Annotated in this window: 18 protein-coding genes and 1 pseudogene; 11 read left to right on the plus strand and 8 right to left on the minus strand. The window is 69.8% G+C overall.

Annotation, left to right across the window (positions count from 1 at the left end; all coding sequences use genetic code 11):
- Positions 1 to 222: 222 nt before the first annotated feature.
- Both AS97_RS43630 and AS97_RS43635 read left to right on the plus strand, forming a co-directional pair.
- A complete protein-coding gene (locus tag AS97_RS43630) occupies positions 223 to 1,641 on the plus strand; it encodes an MFS transporter (RefSeq protein WP_236669700.1) in 1,419 nt (472 codons plus the stop codon).
- Between the two features lie 259 nt (positions 1,642 to 1,900).
- Positions 1,901 to 3,307, plus strand: coding sequence for an IS1380 family transposase (locus AS97_RS43635; protein ID WP_210566855.1), 1,407 nt, complete (start codon positions 1,901 to 1,903; stop codon positions 3,305 to 3,307).
- 145 nt (positions 3,308 to 3,452) lie between these two features.
- On the opposite strand, the gene AS97_RS48145 is transcribed toward AS97_RS43635, so the two are convergent.
- On the minus strand, positions 3,453 to 3,788 hold the full coding sequence (locus AS97_RS48145; RefSeq protein WP_185929912.1) for a hypothetical protein: 336 nt from the start codon (positions 3,786 to 3,788) through the stop codon (positions 3,453 to 3,455).
- A gap of 28 nt (positions 3,789 to 3,816) precedes the next feature.
- On the opposite strand from AS97_RS48145, the gene AS97_RS48150 reads away from it, so the two are divergent.
- Entirely contained in the window at positions 3,817 to 3,999 is a 183-nt protein-coding gene (locus AS97_RS48150) for a hypothetical protein (protein WP_247204683.1), read from the plus strand.
- 258 nt (positions 4,000 to 4,257) lie between these two features.
- Here AS97_RS48150 and AS97_RS43645 read toward each other — a convergent pair whose 3' ends face one another.
- On the minus strand, positions 4,258 to 4,728 hold the full coding sequence (locus tag AS97_RS43645) for a helix-turn-helix domain-containing protein (protein WP_125759927.1): 471 nt from the start codon (positions 4,726 to 4,728) through the stop codon (positions 4,258 to 4,260).
- Positions 4,729 to 4,821: 93 nt separating this feature from the next.
- Between AS97_RS43645 and AS97_RS43650 the strand changes: the two genes are divergently transcribed.
- The gene (locus AS97_RS43650) at positions 4,822 to 5,316 is read left to right on the plus strand and encodes a PaaI family thioesterase (RefSeq protein ID WP_210566857.1); all 495 of its coding nucleotides are present in this window, start codon (positions 4,822 to 4,824) and stop codon (positions 5,314 to 5,316) included.
- A gap of 286 nt (positions 5,317 to 5,602) precedes the next feature.
- On the opposite strand, the gene AS97_RS43655 is transcribed toward AS97_RS43650, so the two are convergent.
- Positions 5,603 to 5,890 (minus strand): zinc-binding dehydrogenase, encoded by a 288-nt coding sequence (locus AS97_RS43655; protein ID WP_247204684.1) that lies wholly within the window; start codon positions 5,888 to 5,890, stop codon positions 5,603 to 5,605.
- A gap of 414 nt (positions 5,891 to 6,304) precedes the next feature.
- On the opposite strand from AS97_RS43655, the gene AS97_RS43660 reads away from it, so the two are divergent.
- Positions 6,305 to 6,787 (plus strand): hypothetical protein, encoded by a 483-nt coding sequence (locus tag AS97_RS43660; RefSeq protein WP_210566858.1) that lies wholly within the window; start codon positions 6,305 to 6,307, stop codon positions 6,785 to 6,787.
- Between the two features lie 72 nt (positions 6,788 to 6,859).
- Here the strand turns inward: AS97_RS43660 and AS97_RS43665 are convergent, their stop codons facing one another.
- Positions 6,860 to 8,026, minus strand: coding sequence for an abortive phage infection protein (locus tag AS97_RS43665; protein WP_210567413.1), 1,167 nt, complete (start codon positions 8,024 to 8,026; stop codon positions 6,860 to 6,862).
- Between the two features lie 262 nt (positions 8,027 to 8,288).
- Here AS97_RS43665 and AS97_RS43670 point away from each other — a divergent pair, with 262 nt between their 5' ends.
- Positions 8,289 to 9,497: a histidine kinase gene (locus AS97_RS43670; RefSeq protein ID WP_210566859.1), complete on the plus strand. Its 1,209-nt coding sequence runs from the start codon at positions 8,289 to 8,291 to the stop codon at positions 9,495 to 9,497.
- Positions 9,498 to 9,501: 4 nt separating this feature from the next.
- A complete protein-coding gene (locus tag AS97_RS43675) occupies positions 9,502 to 10,155 on the plus strand; it encodes a response regulator transcription factor (protein ID WP_059144426.1) in 654 nt (217 codons plus the stop codon).
- A gap of 56 nt (positions 10,156 to 10,211) precedes the next feature.
- Here the strand turns inward: AS97_RS43675 and AS97_RS43680 are convergent, their stop codons facing one another.
- From AS97_RS43680 to AS97_RS43695, 4 genes are read right to left on the minus strand one after another with little or no spacing between them, the layout of a single operon-like run.
- Positions 10,212 to 10,667, minus strand: a complete 456-nt coding sequence (locus tag AS97_RS43680) for a MaoC family dehydratase (RefSeq protein WP_059144427.1) — start codon at positions 10,665 to 10,667, stop codon at positions 10,212 to 10,214.
- Complete coding sequence (menE, locus tag AS97_RS43685; protein ID WP_086707166.1) at positions 10,664 to 12,190, minus strand: o-succinylbenzoate--CoA ligase; 1,527 nt, start codon at positions 12,188 to 12,190, stop codon at positions 10,664 to 10,666. Before menE ends, AS97_RS43680 begins: the two co-directional genes overlap by 4 nt.
- Positions 12,191 to 12,200: 10 nt before the next feature.
- Positions 12,201 to 13,076 (minus strand): amidohydrolase family protein, encoded by an 876-nt coding sequence (locus AS97_RS43690; RefSeq protein ID WP_059144429.1) that lies wholly within the window; start codon positions 13,074 to 13,076, stop codon positions 12,201 to 12,203.
- The gene (locus tag AS97_RS43695) at positions 13,076 to 13,993 is read right to left on the minus strand and encodes an SDR family oxidoreductase (RefSeq protein ID WP_210566860.1); all 918 of its coding nucleotides are present in this window, start codon (positions 13,991 to 13,993) and stop codon (positions 13,076 to 13,078) included. The genes AS97_RS43690 and AS97_RS43695 overlap by 1 nt, the downstream gene beginning before the upstream one ends.
- Before the next feature lie 246 nt (positions 13,994 to 14,239).
- On the opposite strand from AS97_RS43695, the gene AS97_RS43700 reads away from it, so the two are divergent.
- From AS97_RS43700 to AS97_RS43715, 4 genes and pseudogenes are all read left to right on the plus strand, one after another.
- On the plus strand, positions 14,240 to 14,665 hold the full coding sequence (locus tag AS97_RS43700) for a MarR family transcriptional regulator (protein ID WP_059144431.1): 426 nt from the start codon (positions 14,240 to 14,242) through the stop codon (positions 14,663 to 14,665).
- A gap of 102 nt (positions 14,666 to 14,767) precedes the next feature.
- Entirely contained in the window at positions 14,768 to 15,592 is an 825-nt protein-coding gene (locus AS97_RS43705; RefSeq protein WP_059144432.1) for a PaaX family transcriptional regulator C-terminal domain-containing protein, read from the plus strand.
- 164 nt (positions 15,593 to 15,756) lie between these two features.
- Positions 15,757 to 16,591 (plus strand): annotated as a pseudogene (locus AS97_RS43710) (hypothetical protein).
- A gap of 155 nt (positions 16,592 to 16,746) precedes the next feature.
- The gene (locus AS97_RS43715) at positions 16,747 to 18,156 is read left to right on the plus strand and encodes a hypothetical protein (protein ID WP_210566861.1); all 1,410 of its coding nucleotides are present in this window, start codon (positions 16,747 to 16,749) and stop codon (positions 18,154 to 18,156) included.
- Positions 18,157 to 18,159 lie beyond the last annotated feature (3 nt).

Genomic DNA, 18,159 nt, shown 5'->3' on the forward strand with positions numbered 1-18,159 from the left:
AGTCCTGTCGACGTGGCACATCGGACTTCCCGTGGACAGCGCCTCCATCCCGGCCCCCACTTCTTCATCTCTTCTCCTCTCCCGCAGCGGCGCTCCGTGTCCAGGAGCGCTCTTCGGCTGCGACCTCCCCCTCACTATCAGCGTCTCGTGCCGCCGCACGGCCGTGCGGCGGCAGCAAGGACCACCCCCAAAGGGGCCGACCATGAAGAGAAGCGAGCAATCATGAGCAATGGCGCGACCTTGAGGAACGGTGCCAGCGGTGCGACGCCGCCGCCCTTCGCCACCCGGCGATGGGCACTCCTCGCCATGTCCGTGGGTGTGTTCTGCATCCAGCTCGACTCGTTCGGCCTGAACCTCGCCCTGCCGCAGATCGGCCGCGACCTGCACGCGGGCGGAGACGGTCTCCAGTGGGTGATCAGCGCGTACCTGCTGTCCACCGGCACGCTGATGCTGGGGGCGGGACGGCTCGGCGACCTGTTCGGCCGACGGCGGCTCCTGGTCGCGGGGCTTGCCGTGTTCGGCGCGTCCTCGCTGGTCTGCGCGCTCGCCCCGACCTTGCCCGCCCTCGTGGGCGCCCGGGTGGCCCAGGGTGCCGGGGCCGCGATGATCATGCCGGTGGGGCTGTCCCTGCTGACCAACGTCTACCCCGCCGAACTGCGCGGCCGTGCCACCGGCTGGGCCCTCGGCATCGGCGGGATCGCCACCGCCTGCGGTCCATTCATCGGCGGTGCCCTGACCGAGTCGGTGTCCTGGCGTGCCGTGTTCTGGCTTAACGTCCCGCTCGCCGTACTCGGTGCGGTCTGTGCTTCACGTACCGCCGAGAGCTACGACACCAGTGCGCCCCGCAGCGTCGACTGGGGCGGCCTGGCTGGTGCCACGGCCGCGCTCGCCGCGCTCTGCGTCGTCATCGACCGCGGACCGCGCTGGCCGTGGCCCGTCGCGCTGGCGGGCGTGGCTGTTGCGGTAGCCCTGCTGATCCTGTTCGTACGGCGTGAGCGGGCCGCAGCCCATCCGCTGGTGGAGCTCAGCCTGTTCCACAACGGACCGTACATGGCGCTCACCCTGGCCGGTGCCGCGGCGAACACCGCCACCGTGATGTTCCTGTTCGTCGTGCCCCTGACGCTCCAAGGCCAGTGGAACCTCTCGGTCGTCCTTGCGGGCACCGCGTTCCTCGCCCCCGCGCTGGCCATGGCGCTCGCCGGGCCGCTCGCCGGGCGGGTGCCGCCACGGGCCGCGGCACGGCTGATGGCGGGCTGCCTGTGCGGGGGGGCGCTGGTTCTGGTGTGCCTCGCCCGGACCTCCTCCCTCACCTTGTATTTAGCTGTGGCCACTGTGGGCGGCGCGGTCCTGGGAGTGGCCAACTCACTGACGCTCATCGCCACCCAGGCGGTGATCCGGCCGGAACGGGCCGGGGAGGCTTCGGGAGTCACCAAGACGGTCATTACCGTGGCCGCCGGCCTCGGCGTCGGACTGGCCGGGGCCGTCACCGACCAAGACAGCGACGTGGGTTCGGAAACGGCCGCCGACATGGCACTGCTGATCACCGCATCGGGCTCTCTCGCTGCGTGTGTGGTACTCGCCATGTGGATCAGGCTGCGGGAGGGCATGGTGCGGGCCGGGTCGGCGGAATCGGGGGGATGACTCAGTTCCTCGGACGGTACGTCGCGGAGCCATCGCCGAATCGGGGCCGCAGCCCGGTCCTCACGGGGTGTGAGTAGGAACCGCGCAGAGAGTGCAGTTCGGTGTCACATGAGTTGACATTCCCGGTCGGGTGACTAGCCTGCGTGTTTCATTTTGGGCCGTGTCCGGATCATGAGCGGAAAAGCAAAGGTGCCTTCTGACCTGGGACGATGAGGCTTGTCTAGAGTCTCTGTCAGCCCAGCAGGAAGGCACCTTCAGAGTGCACACTACCGGGTCACGTCCCCGACTTGTGGTCTCGGCCGACGGGCGTGGAGTGGTCAGCCATGCCGGGTCCCGCCTGCTGGCGGATTTCGCCGACGCAACTGGCCTGGCCGGCACCTTCACCGACGCGCTGCGTCGGCTGCGTCCACGTGGAACCGGGTACGACCCCGGGCGGATCGCTGTCGACCTGGCGGTGATGCTCGCCGACGGCGGCGAGGCCATCGCAGATCTCGCCCTCCTGCGCGACCAGCACGAGGTGTTCGGCCCGGTCGCCTCCACCCCCACCGCCTGGCGCCTGCTGGCCGACATCGACACCTCCACGCTGGCCGCCCTGCGCGCGGCCCGGGCCGCCGCCCGGGAGACCGCCTGGCTGCAGGTCGCCGAGAGCCGTGACGGGATACCGGCCTCCCGCGCGGGCGGGCGTGATGTGCCCGGCCTGGTCCTGGATATCGACGCCACCCTGGTCACCTGCCACTCGGACAAGGAACACGCCGCCCCGACCTACAAGCGCGGTTTCGGCTTCCACCCGCTGCTGTGCTTCCTGGACAACACCGGCGAAGGCCTGGCCGGCCTGCTGCGGGCGGGCAACGCCGGCGCCAACACCGCAGACGACCACATCACCGTCCTGGAAGCGGCCCTGGCCCAGATCCCCGACGCCCACCGCCACGGCACCGACCTCCTCATCCGCGCCGACAGTGCCGGAAGCGCGAAGGCATTCCTGCACCACATACGCACCCTGCGCTCGCGCGGGATCCGCGCCCGCTTCTCCGTCGGGCACGCCATCACCGAGCCGGTCCGCCGCGCGATCCAGGCCCTGCCCGACCAGGTCTGGCACCCCGCCCTGGAACAGTACGGCTCCCTGCGTGACGGAGCACAGACTGCCAAACTGACCGGCATGGTCGACCTGACCGGCTACCCGGACGGCACCCGGATCATCGTGCGGCGTGAGCGGCCCCATCCTGGCGCCCAGCTATCCCTGTTCGACCTGGACGAGGGCATGCGCCACCAGGTATTCCTCACTGACACCCCTATCGCGGGCGGCGGACCTCTGCAGCACCTGGAGGTGCGCCACCGAGCACATGCCCGCGTCGAGGACCGCATCCGCTGCGGTAAGACCACCGGCTTCGGGCGCTTCCCCTCCCGCCGTTTCGCCGTCAACGCCGCCTGGCTGGAACTGTCCCTGACCGCGATCGACCTGCTCGCCTGGACCCGGGCCCTGCTGCTGGACGGCGAACTCGCCGACGCCGAACCCAAGAAACTCCGCTACCGGCTCCTGCAGACCACCGCCCGCATCACCCGCAGTGGGCGCCGCCTCTACCTGCGGATCGCCGAAACCTGGCCCTGGCGCCACGTTCTGACCACGGCATTCGCTCGCCTCGCGGCCCTGCCCCAACCGGCCACCTGACCAGCGAACCCGCCACTGTCCGACCACAACCCGAGGAACCTGGAGCACCCGGCCCACGCGCCGGGCCCTGCCCATGTCCTCCTGGCACCAAGCATCCGCCGACCACATCAACCCAGCTCAGCCGACCCCAACCGAAACGCGGAGGCTAGTGGACAAAGCCACTGGCAAGCACGCCAACCGCCCCGAACTGCGCACCGCGCTCAAGGTGCCCCGCGCTGGGGACGAGTTCACCATCACCAAGCTCGACCGGCTCGGCCGTTCCATCCGCGACCTGCACGAGATCGCCGATTCCCTTGCCGAACGCGAAATCCGCTTCATCATCATCGACACCGGGATGATGGTCAACTTCAATGACCCCTTCGGCAAGATGTTCTTCGGGCAGCTGGCCCTGTTCGCCGAGTTCGAACGCGACCTGGTCGCCATGCCCACCAACGAGGGCCTGGCCGCCGCCCGCGCCCCGCGGCCGCAAACCCAAGCTCACCCCCGCCGCCATCGGCCAGGCCCGTCTGATGTACGAGGCCAGGGGCGCCGACGGCAAGCGGCTGCATACTGTCGCCGAGATCGCCGACGCGTTCAACGTCACCCGCGGCGCCATCTACCGCGCCTTGGAGAAGACCGAGCAGTCACCCGTCCCCCACCTCCAGAGCCTGGCTGGCCCCCTAGCCGCGGGCGCCGAGGCCGACGAGCGGTGATCCCACCCCGTACCGTAAAGGGGGGAGCCGCCCAGCTTGGCGCCGCTACGTACGACGAACCCGTTCTGAACTGCGCGGACCAGTCCGCAAGGACTGTAGGCCAGAGCGTCCGGCACCACCCTCAACGGGCCCTGCTATCCCTTTCGGCCGTATCTCGGCTGACCCTCCTGAAGGCACGGCACGTCAGCCGACGGTGAATGACGATCTTGCCCGGGGTTCGTGGGTTGCCGAGGCCGTGCTTGACGCGGGGCGGGGGCGTCAGGACCGGAGCCGGGCTGCCGGGCCGGGCCTGGCGCTGACGTCGGAGGGGGACAGGGAGGTATGCCCCCGCTCGCACTGGACCATCACCCGCACCGGCGCTTCGCACGTGTCGTGCCGGAGATCGAGGACCGGCCCCTCCTCGTCATCTCCCGTGTACGCTTCGCCCCACTGCTTCAGCGCCACCAGTACGGGCCAGAGGTCCCAGCCCTTGCGGGTCAGGCGGTATTCGTTGCGCGAGCGGCTGCCGGGTTCCTGATACTGGATGGTCTTCAGGATGCCGGCCGCGGTCAGCTTTCGGAGGCGATTGCTGAGGACCGCCTCCGACAGGCCGATGTGGCGGCGGAACTCGTCGAAGCGGCGGATGCCGTTACTTGCGTCGCGCAGGATGAGCAACGTCCATTTCTCCCCGACCAGATCAAGCGTGAGCTGGACCGGGCAGTTCTCCGTGCTCGCCTCAAGCCACTCCATCCGTTCATGCTAAGCCCCTGACTTCGTCATTGACAGTCAGACGCCCACGGGGCTAGCTTCGCCATTCGAAGTCAGATCGGGAGGAGCGGGGTCGTGGGACGAACGCGCACGTACGAGTGGGAGGACCCGGCGCTCACGGCAGCGGCCGTGGGGCAGTCTTCCGGTCTGGATTTCCTGCGTGAGTTGCAGGCAGGCCGGCTTCCCGGGGCGCCTGTGGGCGCGACCGTGGGCTTCTTGCTCGACGAGGTGGAGAAGGGGCGTGTGGTGTTCTCGCTGGTGCCGGGGGAGGAGCACTACAACCCCATCGGCAGTGTGCACGGCGGCATCTATGCCACGCTGCTCGACTCGGCCGCCGGCTGCGCCGTCCAGTCGATGCTTCCACCGGGCATGGCCTACACCTCACTCGACCTGACCGTGAAGTTCCTGCGCCGGATCACTGTGGAGACAGGCACGGTCCGCGCGATCGGCACGGTGGTCAGCAGCGGCCGCCAAACCGCTCTTGCCCAGGCCCAGTTGGTCGACGCGACGGACCGTGTACTCGCCCACGCCACCAGCACCTGCATGTTGTTCCCGCTCTCGGCGGTGTGAGCCGCCCCGCACCAGAGCGTTGGCGGCGGCCGGCCGTGGCAACCGCGGACGACGGGGCCACGGCCGCGGCGGCCGGACCCGCGGCGGCATGGCTCACGGCCGGACCATACAAGCGGTGATGTCTCCGGCCATGGGGGTCCGGATGGTGACGACCTCGTTCGCGATCGTCACAGAGCTGTGCACCCTGCCCGGCCAAGGGATCGGCCGGGGGCCGCGGGGCTCCTTTACCACGCTCGCTGTCCGCTCGGAGGGACGGGCGCCGGACACCGCATGGTGCCAGATCGGGTCAGTCCCCCGGGCGGGTGACCAGGCGGCCCCGGACCTTGCCGTGGCGGAGCCGGTCCAGGCCCTTGTTGAGGTCGGCGAAGGGGATCTCTTCCACGATCGGGGTGATCCGGCCCTCCGCGATGAAGCCGAGCACCTGGCGGTATTCGTCCTTGCTGGCGCCGTAGGAGCCGCGGAGTTCCACGCTTTTGCGGATGAGGCTGCCGTTGGAGAAGGTCGTGGTCTTCGTGCCGAGGCCGACGACGACCACGCGGCCGAGGCGGCGTACGGCATCGAGGAGAGGCCGCACTACCGTCCATGAACGTCCATCACCGCAGGTTCCGTCGCGAGCGAGACGATTCATGCGCAAGTTGATCACTGCGAGCATCTCGGCTCCGGCGGTCGGTACCGCCCTGCTGGCGGGAGCCGGCGCGGCTCGCGAGGAGACTGCACAGGTCACCGAACAGTCGAACCTTGTCGGCAGTGCCGAGACTGCTCACCCTGTGCAAGCTGCCGGGTGGGAGCGCGTCAACTGGTACTTCAGCTTCAACAACTGCACTGGCCACCGCCCCGCTCCCGAGTTCTACCTGTTTCCCTCTCCTCGCGGTGCCTGCGGAGCTTGGGCGGATCCGTGTCTGGCACCATCCTTGTGGGCAACGCTGACCGATGAGAACAAGGTGGGATCATTCCAACACCGGACGAGCTCGAGGGCCGAAGCTGCTATGTGCTCGAGACCGCAAATGACGCCCAGGTGGTTTGGAGCGTCTTTTTCGTCTACGGAGACCGCGAACACATCCGCTTCCTGCTACGGAACATCTTCGTCGAGAACGACAATCCGGACATGGTCGACGCACACTTCGACCAGACGGCTGACCTCTGGTTGATCGAAAATGGGCGCCGGATCGGACACGTCGATCTGCATTCCCTCATCTCGGTTCCTGACGATGCAGGGACGGGACGGGTGTTGATCGACTGGGTCCGCTTCGATGAGCTCGTCCCGGCTTTCCTGACCGGTTTGGTACTACGCCATGGCGAGGAGCTGCGGCTGCCGGCTGCGCAAGACGACTTCGCCGACACGCAGAGCAACTTGCCACTCCTGTACCCCGACACGCCGATTGGCTACGGGATGCAGGTGTGGGTGGAGGGGGAGCTGACCGATCAGCCGTACGAGATCTATCCGGACCCTGATCCCGCGATGAGGGACTGATGCGTTCTCGCCCCCCGCGCCGAGGCGGATCCCGCATGCTCACCGTGTCACGGCCCGCTGTCGGCCGGAGTCTCAGGGATGCCGTTGGCGGCGGGCGTAGGCGTCGGCCAGGGCTGCGAATGATTCCTTGGGCTCCCAGTGCCAGGGAGAGTTCGGATCCGCCGGGCGGTCCCGGATCACTTTCACCAGGCTGTAGCTCGCCATGTCCAGGTCGAGTTGCTGCTCGCGGCGGTGTGGGGCGTCGGGCGTGAGGAAGGTATAGGCCATGGCCGCGTACAGGTTCATCGACTCGAGAACGCCGAGCACGTCGGTCAGGTACGCGGCCTGGGTGTGCTCGCTGCGCACCAGTCCCTTCTTCACCTGCGGTGGCGTCGTGGCGTAATCGACGACGTCCCAGGCCATGCCGCCCAGACGCGGTGCACCCTTGAAGGTGCAGGAGCCGAACTCGGTGATCGCGAGCGGCTTGCCGTGACGCTGATACGTGTGCAGCTCCCGGACATGCCCGGAGCCGTCCGGATACCAGCCGTAGTAGTCGATGCACACCAGGTCGAACACGTCCCAGTCCACGTCTTCGTCCTGCGCGGCGCCATACGACAGGGGGCCACGGAAGACCGAGCGGCCGACGGCGGCTGCCCGCGTGGTGAAGCGGCGTAGTCGCTGGGCCGTTTTCACCGGGTCGTAGTTGCCCTTGACCAGGTTGTCGATCCGTTCGGCCGCGGTGGCGCCGGGCACGATTCCGGGAACGAACAGCATGAACTCACAGCCGACGTTCAGGTGCACCCGCACGCCCTGCCTGCGCAGTCGTTCCGCGAACCGTCCGGTCTCCGCGAGGTGGTCGAGGATGTCGTCGGCAGGCACGTCGCCCAGGGTCGGCTCCAGCCAGAGGTGCAGACCGTTCTCGGCTGCCTCGGTCGCGGTGCGCGTGAGGCGTTCGACGCCATCGCCGGTGATTTTCACCGTGTCGGCGTGCAGCTCGCGGCGGATCGACCGCAGATCGGCCCGGGTACGAGCCGCGCTCCATCCCGTCGCTGGGGTCTCGCCCTGCCCGACTTCGTAGACGACCCCGCGATAGCGCACGCCGCCCGGCCTCGCGTCCCCTGTCCGCTTTCGATCGGGCGAGGAGTGTGTTCCGTGCTGCCACTCCACCGCCGCGGCGTACCCTGCGGGAAGCGCCGCACCGACTGCGACGGCTCCCGCGAGCCGCAGCAACCGCGCCCTGCTGACCTGGGTTGCACCCATCTCGTTCTCTCCCGTCTTCCGGATGGCAGCAGCCTGCAGGGGCCACCGGGGCCGGCACCATTCGCCGATGGTCTGCAAAGAGGGAGAAGGCGTGAGGACGAAGGACCTGCCGCCGTTGCCGAAGGAACGACCCGAGATGCCGTATCGGACCACGGCCCCGGCACCGAAGCGACGGTCGGCGTCACCTGCCTGTGCCAAGTGGCCAAGGCGGTCTGGCCGGTAGGCCGATGTGCCGCCCTCGCGGCCCGCATACCCTCACCTCATGACCAACGGCCTCGACCCCGTCCTCCCGGCAGGCCGCACCTGGCGCGACTGGGCGGTGGACGCGGTGCTCTTCTGCGCGGCCGTCTTCCTCGGCATGGTCGTCCTCGGCGTGGTGGAGGAACAGGGCGAGCTGTCGGGCCGGGTGGCGGAACTGGACCCGCTGCTGGGGCTCGTGACCTGCCTCGCGCTGTGGTGGCGGCGACGTTTCCCGCTCGCGGTGGCCCTGATCGGGCTGCCCGCGGTGGCGCTGTCGACCAGCGCGCTGCCCGCGGGCGCGGTGATCGTCACCAACTTCGCGCTTCGCCTCCGCTGGCGGCAGGCACTGCTGACGCTCGGTGCGTACGTGGTGTGCATGGTGCCTTCCGGCCTGCTGCTGTACGGGCGGGGTGCGGACCTGTTCGTCGATGCCGTGTTCTGCCTGGCCTACCTCCTGACCACCTTCGCCTGGGGCCATGCCCTGCGTTCCCGGCGGCTGCTCCTCCAGCGGCTGCGGGTGGACGCCGAGCGGGCCCGGGCCGAACACGAGCGCCGGCTCGCCGACGCCCGCCGCGGCGAACGCCAGGCCATCGCACGTGAGATGCACGATGTGCTGGCGCACCGCGTCTCCCTGCTCTCCGTGCACGCGGGCGCGCTGGCCTACCGCACCCGGCAGGCGCAAGCCGGTGCCGGACCCGCACTCGACAGCGCCGAGGTCGCCGAGAGCGCCGAGGTGATCCGGGGGAGCGCGCACGAGGCCGTGGAGGAACTGCAGGAGGTGCTGCACCTGCTGCGGGCGGAGGGCGACGGCGAGCCGGTGTCGCTGCTGCCACGGATCGAGGACATCGACTCTCTCGTCGCGGATGCCCGCGCCACGGGCCAGCCGGTGGACTTCCACCCCGAACTGACCGCCGACGCCGTCCACGAGCTGCGCAGCCAACTGCACCGCACCGTCTACCGCGTGGCCCAGGAAGGCCTGACCAACGCCCGCAAGCACGCGCCCGGCGCACCGGTCAGCGTATGTCTGGCAGGTGGTCCGGGCCGCGGCCTCACCGTGGAGGTACGCAATGAGCTGCCCGCCTCTTCCGGTACCGACGAGGCGATCCCGGGCACCGGCGCCGGTCTGACCGGGCTCGCCGAACGTGTCCGCCTCGACGGCGGCACCCTCGACCACAAGGTTGCCGACGGCATCTTCACGCTGTGCGCCCGGCTACCGTGGTCCGCGAGGTGACGCCATGATCCGAGTGCTGCTGGCCGACGACGACCCCCTGGTACGGACCGGGCTGAAGATGATGCTGCGCGGGGCGGGCGGCATCGAGGTCGTGGCGGAAGCGGCCGACGGTGCCCAGGCGGCCGCCGCCGTCGGTGAACACGAGCCCGATGTGATCCTCATGGACATCCGGATGCCCGTCATGGACGGCCTCGCGGCCACGCGCGCACTCACCCGCCACGGTACGAAGGTCCCGCAGGTGATCGTGCTGACCACCTTCGACGAACACCGCCTGGTCCTGGAGGCGATGCGCGCGGGCGCCGCCGGGTTCCTCGCCAAACACACCGCGCCCGAGGACATCGTCGCCGCGGTACGCCGGGCCGCTCGCGGCGAGCCCGCACTGTCGCCGTCCGCCGCGCGCGCTCTGATCGAGCACGCGGCGGCCGGACCGGACGACCGGGCCGAACACGCCCGTCAGCGGCTGGCGTCGCTCACCGAGCGGGAGCGTGAGGTGGCCGAGGCGGTCGCCGAGGGATTGTCCAACACCGACATCGGCACCCGCCTGCACCTGTCCCTCGGCACGGTCAAGGCCCACCTCTCGAGCGCCCTGGCCAAACTGGACCTGGACAACCGCGTCCAGCTCGCGCTCCTCACCCACGACGCTCACCCGCGGTCCTGACCGGAGCGAACGGATGGTGGCCGCAGGTGACCGCGTCTTCCACCGATCGCGGCAGCTCAGACGTAGAAGCGGGACAGACTCTGCACCACGGCCGCGGGCTTCGTGCCGCCGTCCGCCTCGATCGTGCCGTCGACGGCGATCTGGACGCCGCCGGGCACGTCCTCGACCGAGCTGAGCCGGGCGGCGAGCCGCAGGCGGGATCCGACCCGCACCGGTGCGGGGAAACGCACCTTGTTCAGGCCGTAGTTGACCTTGGTGGTCACGCCCCGCACCTCCAGCAGTTGGGTGAAGAGGGGGATGAACAGCGACAGGGTGAGGTAGCCGTGCGCGATCGGCGCGCCGAAGGGGCCCTGAGCCGCTCGCTCCGGGTCGGTGTGGATCCACTGGTGATCGCCGGTGGCATCGGCGAAGGTGTCGATGCGGTCCTGTGTGACCTCGATCCACTCGCTGGTGCCGAGGTCGCTGCCGGCGAGCTTCTTCAGTTCGTCCAGGCCGTTGACGGTGATGCTCATGAGTCCGCTTTCTGCTCAGGGATTGGGGCGCCGTAGCGGTGGCGCACCCGGGACTTGAGGAGCTTTCCGGAGGCGGTGCGCGGAAGTTCGTCCGCGATGACCACGGACTTGGGGATCTTGTACTTGGCGAGGTGCCCGGACAGTGATGCCAGCACCTGCTCCGGATCGAGTTCGGTGCCCGCTGCCGGGACGACGACCGCGCGGGGCACCTCGCCCCACTTCTCGTCCGGTACCCCGATCACCGCGCACTCGGCGATGCCCGGGTGGGTGAGGAGGAGGTCCTCGATCTCGGCGGGATAGATGTTCTCGCCACCAGAGATGATCATGTCCTTGATGCGGTCGACGATGTACACGTATCCGTCTTCGTCGACCCGGGCCGCGTCCCCGCTGCGGAACCAGCCGTCCGCGAAGGCGGCCTCCGTCTCCTCGGGCAGTCCCCAGTAGCCGGACATCACATGGGGTCCGCGGACCACCACTTCGCCGGTCTCGGCGATGTCGACCGGGGTGAGGTCGGGCCGTACGACCCGTACGTCGCTGAAGAAGTGCGGTACGCCTGCCGAGCCCGCCTTGTCGGTGGCGTGTTCGGCGTCCAGGAAGAGTGCGCCGGGCGCGGCCTCGGTCATGCCGTAGCCCTGGAGGAAGGTGAGCCCGCGCTTCTGGTAGGCGGCGATGAGCGGGGTCGGCACCGGTGATCCGCCGCAGGTGAGGATGCGGAGCGAGGACAGATCGGCATGGGCCCAGCGGGGATGCCGGGCCACCTGGTCGAACATCGTCGGCACTGCGAACACGAAGGTGATGCGGTGCCGTTCGATCAGGTCGAGGGTCGTTCCCGGGTCGAAGGCATCCACCAGGACGCAGGTGCCGCCCTTGAGCAGCACCGGCAAGGTGATCATGTTCAGGCCGGCGGTGTGGAACAACGGTGCGGATACCAGAGCGCGTTCATCGGCGAACAGGTCGTGGTCGACCAGGACATTGACGGCGTTCCAGGTGACGTTGGCGTGGGTGAGCATCGCGCCTTTGGGGCGGCCGGTCGTCCCCGAGGTGTACATGATGAGGCAGGTGTCGTCGGGGGTGACCGGTTCGTCGATCGGCTCGGCCGACGCGGCTGCCAGGGCCTGTTCGTACGCGTCGCCGATCTCGAGACAGGTCCGTACCCCGGTGTCGGCCGGCAGTCCGGCGACGAGCCGGGCGTGTGCGGGGCCGTGGATGAGGGCCTTGGCACCGGAGTCGGCGAGCTGGTAGGCGATCTCGGGTCCGGAGAGGCGGGTGTTGAGGGGGACGAAGACGGCGCCGAGGAGGCCGGTGGCGAACAGGGTCTCCAGGTAGGCGGGGTGGTTGGGGCCGAGGTGGGCGATGCGGTCGCCGCGTCGGATGCCTCGGGCGCGCAGGGCGTGGGCGAGGCGGGTGGTGCGTGTGTGCAGAGTGCGGTAGTCGGTCGACCGCTCGCCGTGGATCAGGGCGGTGCGGTGCGGGGTTTTGCGGGCCCGGCGTGCGGGCCACGATCCCAGTCCCTCGTTGCGCATCTGGCACCTCTCACGGTCGCGTCAGCCCGAGCAGGCGGGCCGCGTTCTCCTTGAGGATCTTCGGCTTGACCGCGTCCTTGAGGGAGAGCTTCTCGAAGTCGGCCAGCCATCGGTCCGGGGTGAGCACCGGGAAGTCCGAACCAAACATGACCTTGTCCTGCAGCAGCGTGTTGGCGTACTGCACGAGCTGCGGCGGGAAGTACTTCGGGGACCAGCCGGACAGGTCGATGTGCACGCCGGGCTTGTGGGTCGCCACCGCCAGGGCCTCGTCCTGCCAGGGGAACGACGGGTGCGCCAGGATGATCTTCAGTTGCGGGAAGTCGGCGGCCACATCGTCCACATGGAGCGGGTTGGAGTATTTCAGGCGGATGCCGCCCCCGCCGGGAACACCGGCGCCGATGCCGGTCTGGCCGGTGTGGAACAGCGCGACGGTGCCGGTCTCCTCGATCACCTCGTACAGGCCGTACGCCACCGAGCGGTCGTTGGGGAAGAAGCCCTGGATGCTGGGATGGAACTTGAAGCCCTTCACACCGTACTCCTCGACCAGCCGCCGGGCCTGCCGCACGCCGGCCTTGCCCCGGAAGGGGTCGATGGAGGCGAAGGGGATGAGGACGTCCGCGTTGGCGGCGGCGGCCTCGGCGACCTCCTCGTTCGGGACGGGCTCGGTGCCGGTCGCGGACTCGGCGTCCACCGTGAAGATGACGGCGGCCATCCGCCGCTCGCGGTAGTAGGCGGCCGTCTCCTCGAGTGTGGGCTTCCGGTTGCCCTCGACCTTGAAGTAGGCGGAGGAGGCGTCGTGCAGGTCGTCGTCCAGGGAGGAGTGGCCCGTGGAGGACACCTCCGCGTGGGTGTGGACGTCGATGGCGACCAGATCCTGGAGGTCCATCACGCCTCCGGAATCTTCGGCGCGGGGATACCCACCGTCTGCGGTTCGGCGCCGATCGATGTGGGCCAGGCATCGGCCAGGGCGCGGGAGGTCCAGCCGCCGTCGGCATAGGCGGCCCGGATCTCCTGCGGATGCGACCAGAGCGCCACCTTGTCGCCGCCGATGCCGATGCACTGGCCGGTGATGCCGCGGGCGGCGTCGGAGGCCAGGAAGGGGACGAGCGCGGCGCAGTCCTCCGGCGTGCCGAATCCCTCCCCCTTGCGCAGGAAGTCCGGCAGCGGCCGGCCGTTCCTGAGGGCGTCCACATACGGGGCGAGGGCGGGCATGGTCTCGGTCATCGCGGTGGCGGCGACCGGCACGATCGCGTTGACGGTGATGCTCGCGCGGGACAGTTCCATGGACCAGGTGCGGGCCATGGAGGCGATTCCGGCCTTGGCGGCGGCGTAGTTGGTCTGGCCGAAGTTGCCGCGCTGCCCGGCCGGGGAACCGACGAGGACGAGCGTGCCGCCTTCGCCCTGCTCCCGCATGCGCACGGCGGCGGCGCGGGCGCAGGTGAAGGTGGCCCTCAGGTGGGTGGTGATGACCGCATCGAAGTCCTCGTCGGTCATCTTCCACAGCACCTTGTCGCGCAGGATGCCCGCGTTGGTGACCAGGACGTCGAGTCGGCCGAATGCCTCGACGGCACGGCTCACCAGCCGGTCGGCCGCCTCGGCGCCACCGACGGGGACCACCTCGGCCACGGCGGTGCCCCCCGCCTCGGTGATGGACTTGACGGCCTGTTCGGCCGCGTCCTCGTCGATGTCGTTGACGACCACGGACGCGCCGTGGGCGGCGAGGGCGTGTGCATAGGCGAGGCCGAGACCCCGGCCGCTGCCGGTGACGACGGCGGCCTTGCCGGTCAGATCGATGGTGGGCACGAGCGAGTCCCTTCGCACGGGGTGCGCCGGTTAGGCGCGGGGAGTGGCATCGAGATCGAAGTTAAGCACAATAATTGTTGTCGTCAACAGTTGTTGTCTGCCTCGGGTGCGTCATACTGGACTCCGCACACGAGACCAGCCCTTCCGGGGAGCCGAGACCGGCGCCCCGGGGCCGAGACCAGGGAGCCCGTCATCACCCGCCCGCACACCGACGACCCACACCCCATCGACGCGGACGAACCGTGGATGCGGGCGCTCCACGCGGACACGGGCTATCTGCTCTACCGCCTGGGTCTGCGCTCCGGTCAGCTGTTCAACACCTTCCTCCAGGAGTCGGGGCTGCGGCTGCGGCACTACGCCGTCCTGCGCTTCCTCGCCACCTGTGAGGGCGCGTTGCAGCGAGAGCTCAGCGCTCAGCTCGGTTACGACCCGAGCGCGATCGTCGGCCTGGTGGACGACCTGGAGAAACTGGGCTTCGCCGAGCGCCGCCCCGCCCCCGACGACCGCCGCAGCCGCATCGTCGTCCTCACCGAGGACGGCCGCGCGTTCCTCCGCGACACCGATCAGGCGGGTCAGGAGGTGACCGACGAACTGCTCACCCCGCTCGCCCCCGCCGAGCGGAAGACGCTGCACACGCTCCTGCTGCGCGTCGCCGGAGACGGGCTCGCCTGATGCTTCATCCAGGGGACGCCGGGCGATAGCCGTCGACCGGGCGCCCGGTCGGCAGGTGCCCGCCGGGTGCCGGCTGCCGCGTGCGCGGGGGCCTCGTAATGTATGCCTGTGACCGGTCCAGCCCTCCGCCCCCAGTCCCTCCTGCTCAGCTTCCTCGGTGACGAAGTGCTGGGCCGCGGGGTGTGCGTGTACACAGGGAGCGTCATCGAGGTGTTCCGGCGCGCCGGAGTCGGAGAGCAGGCCACCCGGTCCACCCTCACCCGCATGGTCAGCCGTGGCCTGCTGAGCCGGCGGCGTGAGGGTCGGCGGACGTACATCGGCCTCACCGACCGCTCGGAGGCGATCCTCCGTGACGGCGAGCGGCGCATCTGGAGGACGGGCGCGGTCAACCGCGAATGGGACGGCACCTGGACCCTGCTCGGCTTCTCGCTCCCGGAGTCCTGGCAGCGCCAGCGGCACGATCTGCGCTCCCAGCTCACCTGGGCGGGCTTCGGCGCGCTGTTCAGCGGATTGTGGATCGCGCCGGGCGAGGTCGATGTCTCCGGGATCGTCGCCGAGTTGGGCCTGGCCGCGCATGTGAAGGTCTTCCGCGCCCACGCGGACGCCGGCATGGACATCGCCGAGATGGTCGACGACACCTGGGACCTGCACGCGCTGGGCGCCGGATACCGGGACTTCGACGCGTCCTGGCGGCCGTACGCCTCAGGCCGCGTGGACTTGTCCGGCGGAGACGCCCTCGCGCTGCGCCTCCGATTGACCGCCGAATGGCTCCAGGTCATCCGCAGTGATCCCCGTTTGCCCGTACGGCACCTGCCGGAGGACTGGCCCGCGGCCGGGGCGGAGGAGACGTTCCGCGCGGTCCACGGTCTGTTGGAGGCGCCCGCCCGGGACGCGGCGCAGCGGTCGATCGAGACCGTTCTGGCGTAGCCGTCCTCACGCGTGCCGCACCAGGGCGCGCCCTGAGGTGAAATTGTGCATTGCGTTGACGGCTGCAAGAAATCAGCCCTACATTCCTCCACACCTTCGTTCAGCGCGCTGAGCACGCACCCCCAGGTCCCCCGCTCCGCAGCCGCCCACAAGGAGCCACCTCCATGTCCGCTCGCACCCGTCTGCGTGTCGCCCTGGCCGCCCTGGCGTCCGCCGCCCTCGCCGCCTGTCCCTGGGCAGCCGCCCACGCGGACCCGACGGCCACTACCCACCTCACCGGCACCCTCGCCGACGGCGCCACCTGGATAGCGGACGTCCCCGACCGCTGGAACGGCACGCTGTTGCTGTTCAGCCACGGCTTCGGCCCCACCGTCGCCCAAGACGCCCCTTCCGGCGCCGTACGCATCCAGTTGCTCGCCGAGGGCTATGCGATGGCCGGGTCGTCGTACGGGCAACAACTCCTGGAACCGGGGCGTCGACTACGCCCGCCTGCTCGCCGGTTCCGCCCATGCCCGGCAGGTCCGCGCGCTGTATCGGACGGCCGGACTCGACCTGCGCGCCGACCTGGCATCCCTGACCCGGGGCGCCACCATCGCCGCCGACCCCGCCGCCGTCCGTACGGCGCGGCGCACCTCGTCAGCCGGTCAGGGGCTCGCCGTCCCGCTGCTGGACGTGCACACGATCGCCGACAACCTGGTACCCGTCGAGCAGGAACGGCAGTTCGGCGACCGGGTGCGCAGGGCCGGGGACGGCGCGATGCTGCGGCAGGCCTACGTCGAACGGCAGGGCCACTGCACGTTCACCACCGCCGAGACCGTGGCCGCCCTGCACGCGCTCGAACACCGCGTCACCACCGGCCGCTGGGACGACGCCGCGACCCCGGCCGCGCTCCAGCGGTCCGCCACGGCACTCGGTCTGGACGGGGCGGCGTACGTCCCGTACCGCCCGGCACGCCTGACGGTCGGCCGTGACCGCCCGGAGCACCCCGCCCGCCACTGACGTTTGGACCCTCTCATGTCCGACGCATCCCCTTCTTCTCCCTCCGCATCCGCCGCCCCGCGTCTCCTGCCCGGCACACTCGTCGCCGGCTGTCTCGCCGTCTGCCTCGCGCAGATCGGCCTCGCGATACCCTGAAACGGCTGTGGACCGGGTCGATGGACATCACAGCCGGGATTTACGTGCTGTTCGTGACCGCGGGCGGGATCACGGTGATGGGATATGAGACCGTCCAGACCCGGTATGCGCTCAAACAGATCGCCCCGCGCCTGCTGATCGGGATGATCGCCTCGGCGATGTCGCTGACCGTGATGGGCAAGGCCATCGCCCTGGGCAATACGCTCTCCCACGCGATCGTGGGCATCGACATGGCCGACGCCGGGCAGGGACTGGTCGATCGAGCCCTTCCCTTCTCTCTGTTCGGTGCTCCCGGGCTGAAGATCTACCTGCTGATCGTGTCGATCGTCATGATCGTGCTGATCCTGGCTGTGCTGATCGGCTTTGTCGTACGGGTCGCGGTCATGGCTCTGCTTGCCGTCTCCGGTCCCTTGGCGCTTGCCTGCCATGCCCACCCGCTCACCGACCCGGTGGCGCGGCTGTGGTGGCGCGGGCTCGCCGGGTGTCTGGTCATTCAGGTCGCGCAGTCGATGACGTTCATCGTCGCGCTCCAGCTGTTCTTCGCCCCCGGCGCCACCGCGCTGGGGATTCCGTACTCGGACCAGCTGGGCACGATGCTGGCCGGACTCGCCTTGTTCTGGGTGCTGTTCAAGATCCCCCGCTGGACGATGCAGGTCGTCTTCCGCTCCACCCCGATCCACAACCCCCACGCCCCCACCGCTGTACGCCTCCTGCGGACCCTGGCCCTGTGCCTCATGGACCGCTACCTCCCCGGCACATCCCTGCTGCGCCGCGGCCCTGGCGGAGGTGGCCAGCCCGGTGGCGGGAGCGGGCGTCCCGGCCGTGGCGGCGGAGGTCCACCACGGCCGGGACCACAGCCAGGCTCGCCACTGGTCCGCAGGTGGCTCGGCACTGGCTCGGCTGCCACAGCGAGCACAGCACCCGGTTCGGGGCCCGGAACAGCCACTGGCTCTCCTACTCCCGGCAGCCTTTCAGGGCCTGTGGGCGCGGGCGTGGCCCGAGCCGGAGCCCCAGCGACCGGCTCGACAACGGCGCCCACGCTCCCGAGGGGGCCGGCGGGCCGCCTGAGCACCGGCTCGCGATTGGCCTCACCTGGTACTTCTCAGCAGAAGGGTCCGCGCACCGTGGTCCATCCCGTACAGGCGCGCCGCAGGAGGCAGCTGACGTTGCCCGTGGCTGCGCAGCGCGTCTCCTCCCGTACGCCGCGGCCAGTCCAGACCTGGTTGCCGATCCGGGCCGAGCGCGTCCCGCGACCCCATCTCACTACCAGCGGCTCGGCCTCCCCGTCGTCCGCGCGTCCTCCCGTCGGCCGGTCCGTTCCGCGGATGGCCTCGCGGCAGATGGTGTTGCGGATTCCGGCCGAGCGGGTGCGTGTCCGGCCCGTTCGCCCGGTGCAGTTGCGGCTTCCTCTTGAACCGCCCCGGAGGTGAGTG

Origin of the sequence: Streptomyces sp. AgN23 (assembly GCF_001598115.1) — a bacterium.
Lineage (GTDB): Bacteria > Actinomycetota > Actinomycetes > Streptomycetales > Streptomycetaceae > Streptomyces > Streptomyces antimycoticus.